Genomic DNA, 13,876 nt, shown 5'->3' with positions numbered 1-13,876 from the left:
TGTTCAGGCTCGCGACGGACGCAGCGCTGAACCTGCCAGCAACGCGTTCAACCAAGAGCAGATCAAGTTACTCGCCGCGCTTGCCACCAAATACGAAGGCAGGACCAAACTCCAAAGCAATCCCCATCGCCCGCAAACCTTGGCCTGGGCCTCATGGATCATTGCTCGCCTCGGCGGATGGGATGGATACCCTCGCACCAAACCCGGCCCCATCACCATGAGGCATGGCCTCCAATACTTCTTGGGCGTAGCTTCCGCCTGGGAAACCCTCAAAGACGTGTGAATCAGCTAGCGCGAAAGCGGGGACCCATAACCACAGGTTTTTGTGGTTTTGCCGCGCCGTAGCTCCAGCCTCCGCAACAACGAACTCCTGTGGTTATGGGTCCGGGCTCAAGGCCGGGACGACTTCGTGGGGAGATTGCGCTTCGTATCGCGTGGGCTACCATGCCTCCCAATCAAGAACGGTTGGGAGAACACCCATGAGCTCACTGTCCGGCAAGCAGGGTCCACGCTACAGGCATACGGCCAGCGACACTGAACCTTACGAAACCATCGGCATCGAAAAGCTCACCCCGATCATCGGTGCGGAAATCTCCGGCGTCGATATCGCCAAACTCGTCTCCGATGACGCGCGCTCCAACCGGCAGATGGATGAAATCCATCGCGCGCTTGCCGAAAATCTCGTGATCTTCTTCCGCGATCAGCACATCACCCCGCAGCAGCATCTCGCCTTCGGCCGCAAGTTCGGCGAACTGCATGTGCACCCGGCGGCGCCCAACGAGGGCGATCCGGCGCTGATGAAGATCTATGCCGACAAGGATTCGCCGCGCGCCAATGGCGAGGGCTGGCACTCGGACGTATCCTGCGACGTCGAGCCGCCGATGGGCTCAATCCTCTACGTCAAGCAATGCCCGCCGCACGGCGGCGACACGCTGTTCGCCAACATGTATGCGGCGTACGAGGCGCTGTCGGAGCGGATGAAGGCCTATCTCGACGGGCTGACCGCGTTGCATGACGGCGAGCAGACCTATCGCGGGCTCTACGCCAATTATGGCGTTGCCGACCGGCCGGAATATCCGCGCGCCGAGCATCCCGTGGTGCGAACGCATCCCGTCACCGGCAGGAAGGCGCTCTACGTCAACCGCGGCTTCACCCGCCATATCATCGGCATCCCCCGCGACGAGAGCGATGCCATGCTGGCCTATCTCTATCAGCACGCGGAGAACCCGCTATTCCAGTGCCGCTTCCGCTGGACGGAAAACGCCATTGCGTTCTGGGACAATCGCTGCACGCAGCACCGCGCGATGTGGGACTACTGGCCGCACACCCGATCGGGCACGCGGGTGACGGTGAAGGGCGAGCGGCCGGTGTAAAGCGGCGCATCGTGCCCCGGACGCAGCGCGTCCCTTCGTGCAGCGCTGCGTCCGGGATACGAGGGTGGAACGAGCGTTGACGTTATCGGTCACTCGCGTCAATCTTCCTCAAAAGCAAAAACATCCGGAGGACGCCCCATGCTCCGCGCCGAAGACAACAAATTTCTCACCGAGAGCGGTGCAGGCACCGGCATGGGCGAACTCTTGCGCCGCTTCTGGATTCCGGTGCTGCTGTCGGAAGAGCTGCCCGAGCCCGATTGCACGCCGAAGAAGATCATCGTGATGGGCGAGGAACTGCTTGGCTTCCGCGACACCCGCGGAGTGGTCGGCGTCATCGATCAACACTGCCCGCATCGCGGCGCCAATCTCTGGCTCGGCCGCAACGAGGAATGCGGCATTCGCTGCGTCTATCACGGCTGGAAATTCGATACCGATGGCCGGTGCGTCGACATGCCGACCTCCTATCCCGATCTCAACGCCAAGGACCTGATCCGCATCAAGTCCTATCCGGTGCGTGAGTGGGGCGACATGATCTGGGCCTATATGGGGCCGACGGACCAAATGCCTGAACTACCCGATCTGGAAATGGCGCTGGTGCCGCCCTCGCACCGCTACGTCTCCAAGAAATGGCAGGACTGCAATTGGGTGCAGGCGCTGGAGGGCTCGATCGACACCGCGCATTTCACCTTTGCGCATCTCTCGTTCGACAAAGAGGAGAACGAGATCCTCGACATCAAGAAGCACTTTGTGAATCCGCTCGTGCGGGTGGCGACCGATCACATGCGCTGGATTGCCGAAGACCCGCGGCCCGTCATCAAGGTCAACCCGCATGAGGCGGGACTAACGATCGCCGGCGGCAGGATCACCGGCAGCGACAACATCTACTGGCGCATCGCTCAGTTCCTGATGCCGGTGCATGCCTATGCGCCGAGCGCGATGCCGGGCGAAAATATCTTCGGCCAAAGCTTTGTGCCTGTGACTGACACCAATTGCTGGATCTACACCTATGCCTGGAATCCGGAGCGCCCCATCACCGATGCCGAGCGCGAGGCCTATGACCGCGGCAACGGCGTCATTGCGGAAGTCGACGAGAACTACGTGCCGCTGCGCCACAAGGGCAATGACTATCTGATCGATCGCAAGCTGCAGAAGACCAAGAGCTACACCGGCATCAAGGGCGTGTCCGAACAGGATGCCGCCGTGCAGGACAGCCAGGGCCCGATCGCCGACCGCACCCGCGAGCATCTCGGCCCGACTGACCTCGGCATCATGCATTTCCGCAAGCTGGTGATGGACGCCGCCCGCGCGCTGCAGCAGGGCGAGGCGCCGCCACATCTGAAGCATCAGGATCGGTACGCCGTACGATCTGGCGCCTGCGTCACCAGCAAGGCCAAGGACCTCACCGCCGTCATGATCGAGCGGTTCGGCGATGCGGCCGGCTTCGTCGGCGGTCCCGGCAGAAACGCGGCGGCGGAGTAGGGGAAGCCGCACCGCGCGGCGCGCAAGCCTGAGGCGATGTCACTCGCGCAGATCGTAGCGGTAGGATTTCGAGACGATCTTCCAGCCGTCGCGCAGCTTCATCGCCACCAGATAGTCGGTGAAATAACGCGGCGGCAATTGGCAGCGCACCTTGATGAAGGCGGTCTGATCGTCCGATCGGTCGATCGTGACGATGAAATCGTCGCGCGGCTTGCCTTCGGCCTTGGCGGAGGAGCGCTTGCGCACGCGCTCGAGCCAGTCCGGCACGGTCAACACCTGCAACTCGCCCTTCTCCAGCCAGCGCAGATCGGCGGTGGAATCGAAGATTGCGCCAAGCTTGTCGGCATCGCCCTCGTAGAGGCCATCGAAATAGCTCTGCACCACGGCTTCGACGGTCGATCGGTCAGGACTCACGGCTTTCCTCCCGGACAATAACGAAATTGTTCAAGGTGAAATTAAGCCATGAACCGGCTGAGAGCGCCATTGAGAAAAGGCGAATGCTTGCATCGCTGCCGAAGAATGCTTGTGTCCTGCGAGGGCTTCCGCCGGTGGCTGCCTGCGCCGGGGAACGGGCGGCAATTTGCCATCGGCGGGGCCGAACCTTGCGACCTCTCCGCCTGACTAAGGAGGAGCAAGGGAATGATTCACGTCAGCGTGGTTCGTGACTTAACTCACAAAACCGGGCGCTGGCTTCTGATAGTCAGACCGGTGTGGTAAAAAAGGTACAAGGCTCCGGAGGAGTCATGATGATGTCTGGATCGCTAAAATTGTGCCGATGGGCATTGGCAGCCGCCGCTTTCCTGCTGGTGAGCGGGCCGGCTCTTGCCGAAAAGCGCGTGGCGCTGGTGCTCGGCAATTCCAACTACCAGAACGTCGCACCCCTCGCCAATCCCGTGAACGACAGCTCGAAGATCGCGGCGACGCTGAAAGACGCCGGTTTCGACGTCGTCGATTCCCGTCGCGACCTGGCGGCAGCCGAGACCCGCCGCGCGCTGCGCGATTTCGCCGATCGGGCGCGCGATGCTGATATCGCTGTTGTCTACTATGCCGGCCACGGCATCGAGGTGGATGGCGCGAACTACCTGATTCCCGTCGACGCGCGGCTGGAGCGCGACACCGACGTCTATGACGAAGCGTTCTCGCTGGATCGTGTCCTGATTGCAATCGAACCGGCCAAGAAGCTGCGGCTGGTGATTCTCGACGCCTGCCGCGATAATCCGTTCGCCCGGACCATGAAGCGCACCGTCGCCTCGCGCGCGATCGGGCAGGGCCTCGCCAAGGTCGAGCCGACCAGCCCGAATGTCCTGATCGCCTATTCGGCCAAGGCCGGCTCCACCGCGGCCGATGGTGATGGCCAGAATAGCCCGTTCACAGCGGCGCTGTCGCATCATCTGACCAAGCCCGGGCTCGACGTGCGCCGCGCCTTCGGCTTTGTCCGCGACGAGGTGCTCAAGACCACCAATAATCGGCAGGAACCCTTTGTATATGGTTCGCTCGGCGGCGAAGACGTGCCGCTGGTGCCGGCCCGCCCGGTCGCGGCAACCCCCGCGGCGCCCGCGATGAGCGCGCAGGCCGAAGCCCGCCGCGATTACGAGCTCGCGCTGCAGATCGGCAACAGGAGCGCGCTCAACGCCTTCCTGGCGCAATACCCTGACGGCTTCTACGCCAGCCTTGCAAAGCTGCAACTCGACAAGATCGCGGCCGAGGAAGCACGCGTCGCGGCGACGGAGAAAGCGCGGCTGGCCGAGCAGGAGCGGGCGCGGCTCGCCGCCGAAGGCGCCCAGAAGTCGCAACAGGCAAAGGCCGAAGCGGAAGCCAAGGCCGCAGAGCAGGCGCGCATCGCGGCTGAAAAGGCCAAGCAGGTCGCACAGGAACAGGCGGCCGCGGCCGAGCAGAAGCGCGTCGCCGCTGAAAGCGCCGCCGCCGACAAGGCGTCGGCTCCGGCACCCGCCGACAAGACCGTGAACGTGGCCGCCCTCACCTCGGGGCCGTCGCAGGCTGACGTCACCAAATCGGTGCAAGCCGAACTGCGCCGCGTTGGCTGCCTGACCGGCAATGCCGACGGCAACTGGAACAGCGCTTCGCAGCGCTCGCTAACGCAGTTCAACCGCTACGCCGGAACCAAGCTCGACACCAAGGTCGCCAGCGTCGATGCGCTCGATACGATCAAGCTGAAGTCGTCCCGCGTGTGCCCGCTGGTCTGCGAGCATGGCTTCAAGGCCGAGGGTGACCGCTGCACCAAGATCGTCTGTGCCGAGGGCTTGTTCCTCAACGACGACAATGAATGCGAAAAGCAGCGCGCCAGAAAACCAGTGGCGACGCGCGGGCGGCCGGAACCGCGGCGAGTTCCGGAGGTACGGGAAGGTCGGCAACCGAAGCAAGTGATTGTGACGCGTTCCCAGAATCCGAATGCTCCTGGGATGTCCCAGCAAGGCCGTCCGCTGACCGGTCAGGAACGGGCGACGGGTTGCCACTCGTTCGGAGCCATCATGTCGGGCGTGTGCCCGTAACAGGCGTCCAAGTTTCCGTATCGTCATGGCCGGGCCTGTCCGGCGGCCATGACGAGTTGTGGACATGCGGAATCAGATCGCGCTCGCAGCGATATTCACCATCAAAGCCAATAGCGCGGTGTTGAACACGAACGAGACGATGCCGTGCAGAGTCGCGGTGCGGCGGATGACCTTGTCCGTGATGCCGACGTCGGAAACTTGCGCGGTCATGCCGATCACGAACGAGAAGTAGACGAAATCCCAATAATCCGCCTCCTCGCGGGCATCGCCGCCCGGAAACTGCAGGCCGCCGGCCTTTTTGCCGCGATAGAAATCATGCGCGTAGTGCAGCGCAAAGGCGGTGTGCACGAGCACCCATGACAACGCGATTGTCGTCGTCGCCAGGATCAGCCCGGCCGGATTGCCCTTGGAGGCGCCGAGCTCGTGCACGATCGCGCCAAGGCTCGCAAGGGCGCCGAACGCGGTGAGCAGCAGGATCAGGAAACGCCCATCATCCTGCAACACCGCGCTGCGCCTGATATGGGCGACGTCGCAGCGTAGCATCATGATGTAGGCAAGCACGAGGTAGAGTGCGGCAAAGACATCCCAGCCGACGATCAGGCGTGTCGCCAGCCGTCGCGTGTCCGGCAGCAGCAAGAAAACGACGGCGCCGAGTGTGATCGCGATGAAGGTCCGCGGTCGCCCGTAGACGACGCGGACCGGCATCGGCAGGTTGCGGAAGCGAACAAGGTGTTTTTCGAATTCCTTGTCCATCCGTCCGCCTTCCCGTTGCGCGCTAGTTCTTGCGCTCCGCGACGAAGTGCGCGGCTGCCCGCAATACGTCGCCCTTCGCCCCGAAGATCGAAAGCGCTGAATCGGCGCGCGCCAGGAGATCGCGCACGCGCTGCTTGGCGCCATCGATGCCAAGCTGGGTGACGAACGTGGTCTTGCCCAAGGCCGCATCCTGCCCGGTCTGCTTGCCGAGCGCCGCCGCATCGCCCTCGACATCGAGTAGATCGTCGGCAATCTGGAACGCCTCGCCAAGCGCGCGGCCGTAATCGTCGAGCGCCTGGTATTCCTTCTGTGTGGACTGGCCGAGGATCGCGCCGGCGATGCAGCCATAGCGCAACAGCGCGCCGGTCTTCATCTGCTGCACCCGCGCCACGTCGACCGGTTCGCGGTCGCCGAATCGCCCTTCGCCGGCAAGGTCCAGCATCTGGCCGCCGACCATGCCGCCGATGCCGGAGGCGCGCGCCAGCGCACGCGTCAGAAGCAGGCGCACAGTGGCGTCCTTGTGGATCTCGTCGCGGGTCACGATGTCAAACGCCAGCGTCAGCAGACCATCGCCGGCGAGGATCGCGGTAGCGTCGTCGGTCTTCTTGTGCAGTGTGGGCCGGCCGCGGCGCAAATCGCTGTTGTCCATCGCCGGCAGATCGTCATGGATCAGGGAATAGCAATGGATGCATTCGAGCGCCGCGCCGACCAGCAGGGCGGCCTCGCGTGGAACGCCGAATACGGCGGAACTTTCGACCACCAGAAAGGGCCGCAGCCGCTTTCCGCCGTTAAGGCTGGAATAGCGCATCGCGTCCATCAGCCGCTTCGGCCGGGCGATCTCATCCGGCAACAGCTCGTCGGAGAGCAGCTTCGCCAGCAGGGCTTCGGTGTCATCCGCGGTCTGGTCCAGTCGTTTGGCGAAATCGGCAGTGGCGGTCGTCATTAAGAATAGCTCCAGATCAATTTGGCCCGGACAATGTTTGATGGCGGGCGCTTCGTCAATTCCATGACGAGGATCACAGCGCCTTAAAAGGGGCTGAAAAAGCCACGAAATATCATGGAGATGTCACTAAGGTGGGGCCTTAATGAGCGTCCCGGGCCGGCTTGGGCAGAACCGGAAGCATCGAATTTGCGGATTGTCCGAATCTTAATGCTGATCCTGCTGGCGGCGCTGCTCCTGCCCTATCTGGTGACGCCGTTCTATCGCACCGGTCATCCGGTCTCGACGCTGATGGCCTGGCGCTGGCTCAAGGGCGCGCCGGTATCGCGGCAATGGATCGATTTCCATGCGATGTCGCCCTATCTGCCGCGATCGGTGGTGGGCTCCGAGGACGCCAGATTCTGCCGCCACCGCGGGATCGATTGGGATGCGCTGCAGGAGGCGATCGACGATGCGGAGGATGGCGAGCCTACGAGGGGCGGTTCGACGATTACCCAGCAGGTGGCCAAGAACCTGTTCCTGTGGCCCGGCCGCAGTGTGGTCCGCAAGGCGCTGGAACTACCGCTGGCGATGTGGATCGACCTGGTGCTGCCCAAGCAGCGCATCCTGGAAATTTACCTCAACATCGCAGAGCTCGGCCCATCCGGGCAGTTCGGGGCGGAGGCCGGGGCCCTTTACGCCTTCGGCCGCTCAGCCGCGACGCTGACGGCGCGCGAGGCGGCCCTAATGGCGGCGATCCTGCCCAATCCCGTGAAGCGGAGCGCCCGCAATCCCGGCCCGGGGGTACGGCGCCTCGCTGGAACCTATATGATGCGGGCAGGCGCCGTGCAGCGCTGCTGGAGCGAGAATCGTGGCTTTTGAGCCAATTTTCGGCCCCCTTTTGGCGCAAGCTGCCCTAGCTTTACGTCACTCCATCCTCTATAAGCGCGGCCTTATCGGCATCGCAGCCCGCGCCCGACGCGCTGGGCTGTTCAGTTTTGGACGATGCCTCCGACAACACCCCTAGAGGACCGTTATGGCCGTTCCGAGAAGAAAGACATCGCCCTCGCGGCGTGGCATGCGCCGTTCGGCGGATGCGCTGAAGAAGCCGACCTATGTTGAGGACAAGGATTCCGGCGAGCTGCGCCGTCCGCACCACCTCGATCTGAAGACCGGCATGTACAAGGGCCGCCAGGTTCTGAAGAAGAAGGAATCCTGATCGGAGTTCGGGGATAAGACGCCGCTGCCAGTGGCGTCTGCCCGAATTTGGCCAACGAGTGGGCCAACGGTTCCCTGAAGGCGAAGCGGTGCTTTGCCCGGGGACATTCCGGTTTTCCTAGCAAGGCGCGACCCATGGTCGGTTTTCCGCTGCTTCTGATTCCGCTCGCGATCTACAACATCATCGTCTTCCTGATGCCCACGGTGTCGTTCACCGACCCGTTGGTGAAGCTGACATTGATGTCGGGTGCGGAATGGACGGTGACGCTGAGCGACGTCTTGCTGACGCTCAGCATCCTGTTGCTGCTTGCCGAAGTCATCAAGGGCGCGCGCCCCGGCGCGAAATATCTCACCGACCATCTGCTGTCGCTGATCGTGTTTGGCGCGGCGGCGGCCGAATTCGTGCTGTGGCCGAAGTTCGGCACATCGACCTATTTCCTGATGACGGCGCTGGCGCTGGTGGATTTCCTTTCTGGTCTCGCATTGCGAACGCGGCGTCGTGCCGTTGCGGCGAAGACCGCGCCTGCGCCGCCACCAAGGGCTGCCGGGAAAGTCGAGACACGGGCGCCCGAGCCCGAACCTGCTCCGAAGCCGGCAGCAGCAGCGCCGGCGCCAGCGTCAGCAGCACCAGTCGTTCCGGCGGCAGCTTCCGTCGCCGAGTCAGTGCTCGCGGCCCCTCCGGAGCCGAAACCGGTAGATCATCCCGAACCGAAACATCCCGAACCGAAACCGGCAACGCCGGGTGCCGCGCCCGAGGCGGTCACACCGTCACCAGCCGTCTCGCCGCGGGAGGCCGCATCCCCGGAAATCGCTTCGCCTGGAATCCAGCCTGGCCCGGACTCCCCGCCATCGCCGGATAAGCCGGATCCACCCCAGCGCTGATCCATAGCGTTTTCGAGCGAAGCATGCCCTCGGACTTGATCCTGGGGTGGGCTCCGATTCGCGTAAGGAAAACGCGTCAAAAAAAATGCTCTAGATGGTTTGCCGCGTCCGGAAGCCGGAGCTGCAGAGCCTGGTCCGGCTGGCGCCATAGGCCAGCTGCGCATCTGCCGGCGAGGCGCGCCGGAGGCTGCGGGTTTGTGGCGCCTGGTCGGCGGTCGCAATGAGTTGCGCGAGAAAGGTTGGGTCGGGCCGCGGCGTAGCTGCTCTCTGCGTCCAGTGGACAGTCTGGGTGATCGGGACCAGCTCGACGCAGGCCGGCTCGTCGAGATTGACGAACTCGCCCTCCAAAATTTCGTCTGATCGGTCGATATCCGGCATCGCACACCGTAACCGGCTGAATTGTCACGTTTTGGGACGTTACGCCCCACTGCGATCTGACCTCGCAAGGCCTATGCCGCTCCCTTCCAGTCCGTTCCCACCCGGCTCGGAAAGTCTCGGAAACATGGTTTCCAGTTTATTTGTGAACTTTGCCTAGCCTGCCATTCGAAACAGCCACTATCCTCAAGTTTGAGGGAATCACCCGGCGGTGTCCCGAATCGAGGCGTCCTGATGGCCCCTTTCCCGCAAGCGTCCCGAATCCTTGCCTCGCTCGGCCAAGCCGCCTTCCTCTGGGACCTGATCGCCGACACCATCACCTGGAGCGACAATGCCGGTGCTATCTTCACCGACATCCCCCTGGAAGCACTGGCGAGCGGCACTGGATTTGCCAGGCTGATCGAGCCCTCCCGTTCGATCCGGACGGATGCGCTTATGCAATCGGCGCCAGTACCGCCGCGGGGCGGCGAAGGCGTCGCTTACCAGATCGAATATGGCGTGCGGGCCTCAAGCTCGGCTCCCGTGCTCTGGATCGAGGAAACCGGTTGCTGGTTTGCGGGGCCTGATGGCAAGCCGGCGCGTGCGCAAGGCATCGTCCGCGTCAACAACGAGCGCCACGCCCGCGACGAACAGCTCATGCGGCTGTCGCGGCACGATCCGCTGACCGGCGAACTCAATCGCACGCATCTTGTCGCCTCGCTGGCTGGAACGATCGAGGAAGCCATGCGCTTGCGATCGTCCTGCGCCTTCATGCTGATCGGCATCGACCACCTGTCGCGCGTCAATGACGCCTTCGGCTTCGATGTCGCAGACGCCGTGATTGCCGAAGTCGGAAAGCGCATTCGCGCCAAGCTGCGCGGCGGCGACGCGCTTGGTCGGTTCTCCGGCAACAAGTTCGGCCTGATCCTGCGCAACAGCACGGCCGACGATACCAATGTCGCGGCCGAGCGCTTCCTCGCCGGAATCCGCGACGAGGTGATCCCGACCAAATCCGGTCCCGTCGCCGTGACGGCCTCGATCGGCGCGGTCAGCATTCCGCGCCACGCCCGCAGTGCCGATGAGGCCGTCAACCGCGCCCAGGAAACGCTCGATGCCACCAAGCGCCGCCGCGCCGGATCGTTCTCGCTGTGGAAGCCGAATGTCGAACGCGATGCCCAGCGGCGCGTCAACATCCGCGTAACCGACGAGATCGTCACCGCGTTGAACGAACGGCGTATCGTCACCGCATTCGAGCCCGTGGTGGAAGCGCGCTCGCGGCAGCCGGCGTTCTACGAGTGCCTGGTGCGGATGGAGCAGGAGGACGGGCAGGCGCTGCTGGCGCCCGATATCGTTCCGGTCGCCGAGCGATTGGGCCTAATCCGGCTGGTCGATCATCGCGTGCTCGAGCTTGCAGTGGCCGAACTTGCGGCGTCGCCGAATGTGCGGCTCAGTCTCAACATCTCGCCCGACACCACCATGGATCCGGATTGGTGGATGGGAATCGAATCGCTGATGCAGGCGCATCCCGGCGTCGGCGAGCGGCTGATCGTCGAGATCACCGAAACGGTCGCGATCCAGGATATCGATGATGTCCGTGGCTTCGTCACCCGCTTGAAGAATTTCGGCAGCCAGATCGCAATCGACGATTTCGGCGCCGGCTACACCTCGTTCCGGAATCTGCGCAAGCTCGGCGTCGATATCGTGAAGATCGACGGTGCCTTCGTGCAGAACATCGCGCGCTCCGCAGACGATCGCGCCTTCGTGCATACGCTGATCGATCTGGCAAACCGCCTGCACATCAAGACGGTCGCGGAATGGGTGCAGGACGAGGAAGCCGCCGTGATGCTGCGCGAATGGGGCTGCGATTACATCCAGGGCCGCCTGATCGGGCTGGCATCACCGGAGCGTCCGTGGGCTGTGGCTGATAATACAGTGTTGCCGGCGGCGGGTTAGTTCGCGCGTAGCCTGGATGAGCGAAGCGATATCCGGGAATGGATGCGGCGACCTGTCCCGGATCTCGCTTCGCTCATCCGGGCTACCAGTGCTGCACCAAAAAGCGGATGGCCGGGACAAGCCCGGCCATGACGAGAAACTCCAAACAATTTCAGAAGCGGAAGATCACTCTTCCTTCTTTGTTTCCTTCGACATGCGCTCGAGACGTTCCTGCATGTCCTTCATCTGGCGGCGAAGATCGTCGATATTGTCTTCGTCCTGCGCCGGCTCTGGCGCTTTCTCTGGTTCGGGTGAAGTCGATCCGGCGCGCGGCGGCACGAACGGCTTGAACATCGAGAATGTCTGCTGAAACAATTCCATGTTGCGGCGGACATGTTCTTCGAGAGGCGCAAACGGCGTACCGCTGAACGTGTTGGCGAGCTGCTTGCGGAATTTTTCCTGCTCGCGCGTCAGTGTATCGATCGACTGCTCCAGATATTTCGGCACCACCATCTGCATGCTGTCGCCGTAGAAGCGGATCAGCTGGCGCAGAAAAGTCGTCGGCAACAGATTTTGGCCGGCCTTGTTTTCCTGCTCGAAAATGATTTGCGCCAGCACTTGGCGGGTAATGTCATCACCGGTCTTGGCGTCGTAGACGAGAAAATCCTCGCCTTCCTTCACCATCGCTGCGAGATCCTCGAGCGTCACATACGTGCTGGTACCGGTATTATAGAGCCGCCGGTTGGCGTATTTCTTGATGGTCGTAGGTTGTTCTGACTTTGCCATAAGCTCACACAATAACACCGAGAGCAGGGAACCCAACGGCTTTGCCGAGGGGCAGACGAGCAACGCAAACGCAGCAAAGTAAGCATTTTCAATGCGGTTCGGCTACCGTTTTGTGCGGCACGGTTAATTCCAAGGCATGGGCGCTGCTATGGAAACCCTCACCCGGATCATTTTGAATGCGCCGCGGCAGGAATTTGGGCCTTGGCCGATTGACATGGGTCAATGGGGTTAACAGGATAAGGTGAGAGACTGGCTCGCCACCCCGGCCCGCCCGCCGTCGAAGAACCTCAAACCAAAAACCCCATAAGGAGATGTCCATGTCAGACGATGTCGTCATCGTCAGCGCCGCCCGCACTCCGGTCGGTAGCTTCAACGGCGCATTTGCCACCACCCCGGCGCACGACCTCGGCGCCGTCGCCATCAAGGCCGCGCTGGAGCGCGCCGGTGTCGAGCCCGGCCAAGTCTCCGAAGTCATCATGGGCCAGATCCTGACCGCTGCACAGGGCCAGAACCCGGCCCGCCAGGCCTCGATCGGCGCCGGTATTCCGGTGGAGAGCCCGGCCTGGGGCGTCAACCAGCTCTGCGGCAGCGGCCTGCGCTCGGTCGCGCTCGGCTATCAGGCGCTGCTCAATGGCGATTCCTCGATCGTCGTCGCCGGCGGCCAGGAATCGATGAGCATGGCCCCGCATGCGCAATATCTGCGCGGCGGCGTGAAGATGGGCGGCCTTGAACTGGTCGACACCATGATCAAGGACGGCCTGTGGGACGCCTTCAACGGCTACCACATGGGCAACACCGCCGAGAACGTTGCCAAGCAGTACCAGATCACCCGCGCGCAGCAGGACGAGTTCGCCGTCGCCTCACAGAACAAGGCCGAGGCCGCGCAGAAGGCCGGCAAGTTCAAGGACGAGATCACACCGGTCACCATCAAGACCCGCAAGGGCGATGTCGTGGTCGACACCGACGAATATCCGCGCCATGGCGCTACCCTCGATGCGATGGGCAAGCTCCGCGCGGCCTTCGAGAAGGACGGCACCGTAACCGCCGGCAACGCCTCGGGCATCAACGACGGCGCCGCCGCCGTCGTGCTGATGACCGCCAAGGAAGCCGCCAGGCAGGGCAAGAAGCCGCTCGCCCGCATCGTGTCGTGGGGCCAGGCCGGCGTCGATCCGAAGATCATGGGCACTGGTCCGATCCCCGCTTCGCGCACGGCCCTGAAGAAGGCCGGCTGGAACGTCGGCGACCTCGACCTGATCGAGGCCAACGAGGCGTTCGCGGCGCAGGCTTGCGCAGTTAACAAGGATCTCGGCTGGGATACTTCCAAGGTCAACGTCAATGGCGGCGCGATCGCGATCGGTCACCCGATCGGTGCGTCGGGCGCGCGCGTGCTGGTGACGCTGCTGCATGAGATGCAGAAGCGCGACGCCAAGAAGGGCCTTGCCACGCTGTGCATCGGCGGCGGCATGGGCATCGCGATGTGCGTTGCACGCGACTGAACTAAAGGCAGAGTGAGCGGTTGAATGATGAAAAGATCATCTCGCAACCGCGGCTCGAATTGGTAAAGATGAAATGCCCGGTCTCGCGCCGGGCATTTTCATCTTGAGGGAGCGTTTCCAAGCGCACTTCCACAAGGAAGATTGAGGTTCGTCAAAAGACCGGGACAATTCCGG

Annotated in this window: 13 protein-coding genes and 1 pseudogene; 9 read left to right on the top strand and 5 right to left on the bottom strand. The window is 63.0% G+C overall.

Features of this window, described 5'->3' with window-relative positions:
- From J6524_RS29610 to J6524_RS29600, 3 genes and pseudogenes are all read left to right on the top strand, one after another.
- Positions 1-283, top strand: a pseudogene (locus tag J6524_RS29610) (IS4 family transposase); the annotation flags it as partial.
- A 196-nt stretch (positions 284-479) separates the two neighbouring features.
- Positions 480-1,373, top strand: a complete 894-nt coding sequence (locus J6524_RS29605) for a TauD/TfdA dioxygenase family protein (RefSeq protein WP_225677251.1) — start codon at positions 480-482, stop codon at positions 1,371-1,373.
- A gap of 138 nt (positions 1,374-1,511) precedes the next feature.
- Positions 1,512-2,852, top strand: coding sequence for a Rieske 2Fe-2S domain-containing protein (locus J6524_RS29600; RefSeq protein ID WP_225677249.1), 1,341 nt, complete (start codon positions 1,512-1,514; stop codon positions 2,850-2,852).
- Between the two features lie 39 nt (positions 2,853-2,891).
- Here the strand turns inward: J6524_RS29600 and J6524_RS29595 are convergent, their stop codons facing one another.
- The gene (locus tag J6524_RS29595) at positions 2,892-3,266 is read right to left on the bottom strand and encodes a nuclear transport factor 2 family protein (RefSeq protein WP_225677247.1); all 375 of its coding nucleotides are present in this window, start codon (positions 3,264-3,266) and stop codon (positions 2,892-2,894) included.
- Positions 3,267-3,601: 335 nt separating this feature from the next.
- On the opposite strand from J6524_RS29595, the gene J6524_RS29590 reads away from it, so the two are divergent.
- Positions 3,602-5,362, top strand: coding sequence for a caspase family protein (locus J6524_RS29590; protein ID WP_225677245.1), 1,761 nt, complete (start codon positions 3,602-3,604; stop codon positions 5,360-5,362).
- Positions 5,363-5,434: 72 nt separating this feature from the next.
- Here J6524_RS29590 and J6524_RS29585 read toward each other — a convergent pair whose 3' ends face one another.
- Together J6524_RS29585 and J6524_RS29580 are read right to left on the bottom strand one after the other, a co-directional pair.
- Positions 5,435-6,115, bottom strand: coding sequence for a DUF1345 domain-containing protein (locus tag J6524_RS29585; protein WP_225677242.1), 681 nt, complete (start codon positions 6,113-6,115; stop codon positions 5,435-5,437).
- Between the two features lie 22 nt (positions 6,116-6,137).
- Positions 6,138-7,058 (bottom strand): polyprenyl synthetase family protein, encoded by a 921-nt coding sequence (locus tag J6524_RS29580; RefSeq protein WP_225677240.1) that lies wholly within the window; start codon positions 7,056-7,058, stop codon positions 6,138-6,140.
- Positions 7,059-7,244: 186 nt separating this feature from the next.
- Here J6524_RS29580 and mtgA point away from each other — a divergent pair, with 186 nt between their 5' ends.
- From mtgA to J6524_RS29565, 3 genes are all read left to right on the top strand, one after another.
- Positions 7,245-7,916, top strand: coding sequence for a monofunctional biosynthetic peptidoglycan transglycosylase (gene mtgA, locus J6524_RS29575; RefSeq protein ID WP_225677238.1), 672 nt, complete (start codon positions 7,245-7,247; stop codon positions 7,914-7,916).
- 154 nt (positions 7,917-8,070) lie between these two features.
- A complete protein-coding gene (gene rpmF / locus J6524_RS29570; RefSeq protein WP_024509484.1) occupies positions 8,071-8,253 on the top strand; it encodes a 50S ribosomal protein L32 in 183 nt (60 codons plus the stop codon).
- A 134-nt stretch (positions 8,254-8,387) separates the two neighbouring features.
- Entirely contained in the window at positions 8,388-9,134 is a 747-nt protein-coding gene (locus J6524_RS29565) for a hypothetical protein (protein WP_225677235.1), read from the top strand.
- Positions 9,135-9,224: 90 nt separating this feature from the next.
- Here the strand turns inward: J6524_RS29565 and J6524_RS29560 are convergent, their stop codons facing one another.
- The gene (locus tag J6524_RS29560; RefSeq protein WP_225677233.1) at positions 9,225-9,512 is read right to left on the bottom strand and encodes a hypothetical protein; all 288 of its coding nucleotides are present in this window, start codon (positions 9,510-9,512) and stop codon (positions 9,225-9,227) included.
- A 231-nt stretch (positions 9,513-9,743) separates the two neighbouring features.
- Between J6524_RS29560 and J6524_RS29555 the strand changes: the two genes are divergently transcribed.
- Positions 9,744-11,441 carry a putative bifunctional diguanylate cyclase/phosphodiesterase gene (locus J6524_RS29555; RefSeq protein ID WP_225677231.1) on the top strand — a complete coding sequence of 566 codons (1,698 nt, stop codon included), beginning with the start codon at positions 9,744-9,746 and terminating at the stop codon, positions 11,439-11,441.
- Between the two features lie 165 nt (positions 11,442-11,606).
- On the opposite strand, the gene phaR is transcribed toward J6524_RS29555, so the two are convergent.
- Positions 11,607-12,206 (bottom strand): polyhydroxyalkanoate synthesis repressor PhaR, encoded by a 600-nt coding sequence (phaR, locus tag J6524_RS29550; protein WP_225677229.1) that lies wholly within the window; start codon positions 12,204-12,206, stop codon positions 11,607-11,609.
- Between the two features lie 317 nt (positions 12,207-12,523).
- Between phaR and J6524_RS29545 the strand changes: the two genes are divergently transcribed.
- Positions 12,524-13,702 carry an acetyl-CoA C-acetyltransferase gene (locus tag J6524_RS29545; protein WP_225677227.1) on the top strand — a complete coding sequence of 393 codons (1,179 nt, stop codon included), beginning with the start codon at positions 12,524-12,526 and terminating at the stop codon, positions 13,700-13,702.
- Positions 13,703-13,876 lie beyond the last annotated feature (174 nt).

This window comes from Bradyrhizobium hereditatis (assembly GCF_020329435.1).
Classification (GTDB): domain Bacteria; phylum Pseudomonadota; class Alphaproteobacteria; order Rhizobiales; family Xanthobacteraceae; genus Bradyrhizobium; species Bradyrhizobium hereditatis.
This window is presented reverse-complemented; position numbering and strand designations above follow the sequence as displayed.

Excerpts from the sequence above, each read along its gene's own strand:
- J6524_RS29545 (WP_225677227.1), top strand. The coding sequence starts at position 12,524 with ATGTCAGACGATGTCGTCATCGTCAGCGCCGCCCGCACTCCGGTCGGT.
- J6524_RS29590 (WP_225677245.1), top strand. The coding sequence starts at position 3,602 with ATGTCTGGATCGCTAAAATTGTGCCGATGGGCATTGGCAGCCGCCGCT.
- rpmF (WP_024509484.1), top strand. The coding sequence starts at position 8,071 with ATGGCCGTTCCGAGAAGAAAGACATCGCCCTCGCGGCGTGGCATGCGC.
- J6524_RS29605 (WP_225677251.1), top strand. The coding sequence starts at position 480 with ATGAGCTCACTGTCCGGCAAGCAGGGTCCACGCTACAGGCATACGGCC.
- J6524_RS29565 (WP_225677235.1), top strand. The coding sequence starts at position 8,388 with ATGGTCGGTTTTCCGCTGCTTCTGATTCCGCTCGCGATCTACAACATC.
- phaR (WP_225677229.1), bottom strand. The coding sequence starts at position 12,206 with ATGGCAAAGTCAGAACAACCTACGACCATCAAGAAATACGCCAACCGG.
- J6524_RS29580 (WP_225677240.1), bottom strand. The coding sequence starts at position 7,058 with ATGACGACCGCCACTGCCGATTTCGCCAAACGACTGGACCAGACCGCG.
- J6524_RS29585 (WP_225677242.1), bottom strand. The coding sequence starts at position 6,115 with ATGGACAAGGAATTCGAAAAACACCTTGTTCGCTTCCGCAACCTGCCG.
- J6524_RS29560 (WP_225677233.1), bottom strand. The coding sequence starts at position 9,512 with ATGCCGGATATCGACCGATCAGACGAAATTTTGGAGGGCGAGTTCGTC.
- J6524_RS29555 (WP_225677231.1), top strand. The coding sequence starts at position 9,744 with ATGGCCCCTTTCCCGCAAGCGTCCCGAATCCTTGCCTCGCTCGGCCAA.
- J6524_RS29600 (WP_225677249.1), top strand. The coding sequence starts at position 1,512 with ATGCTCCGCGCCGAAGACAACAAATTTCTCACCGAGAGCGGTGCAGGC.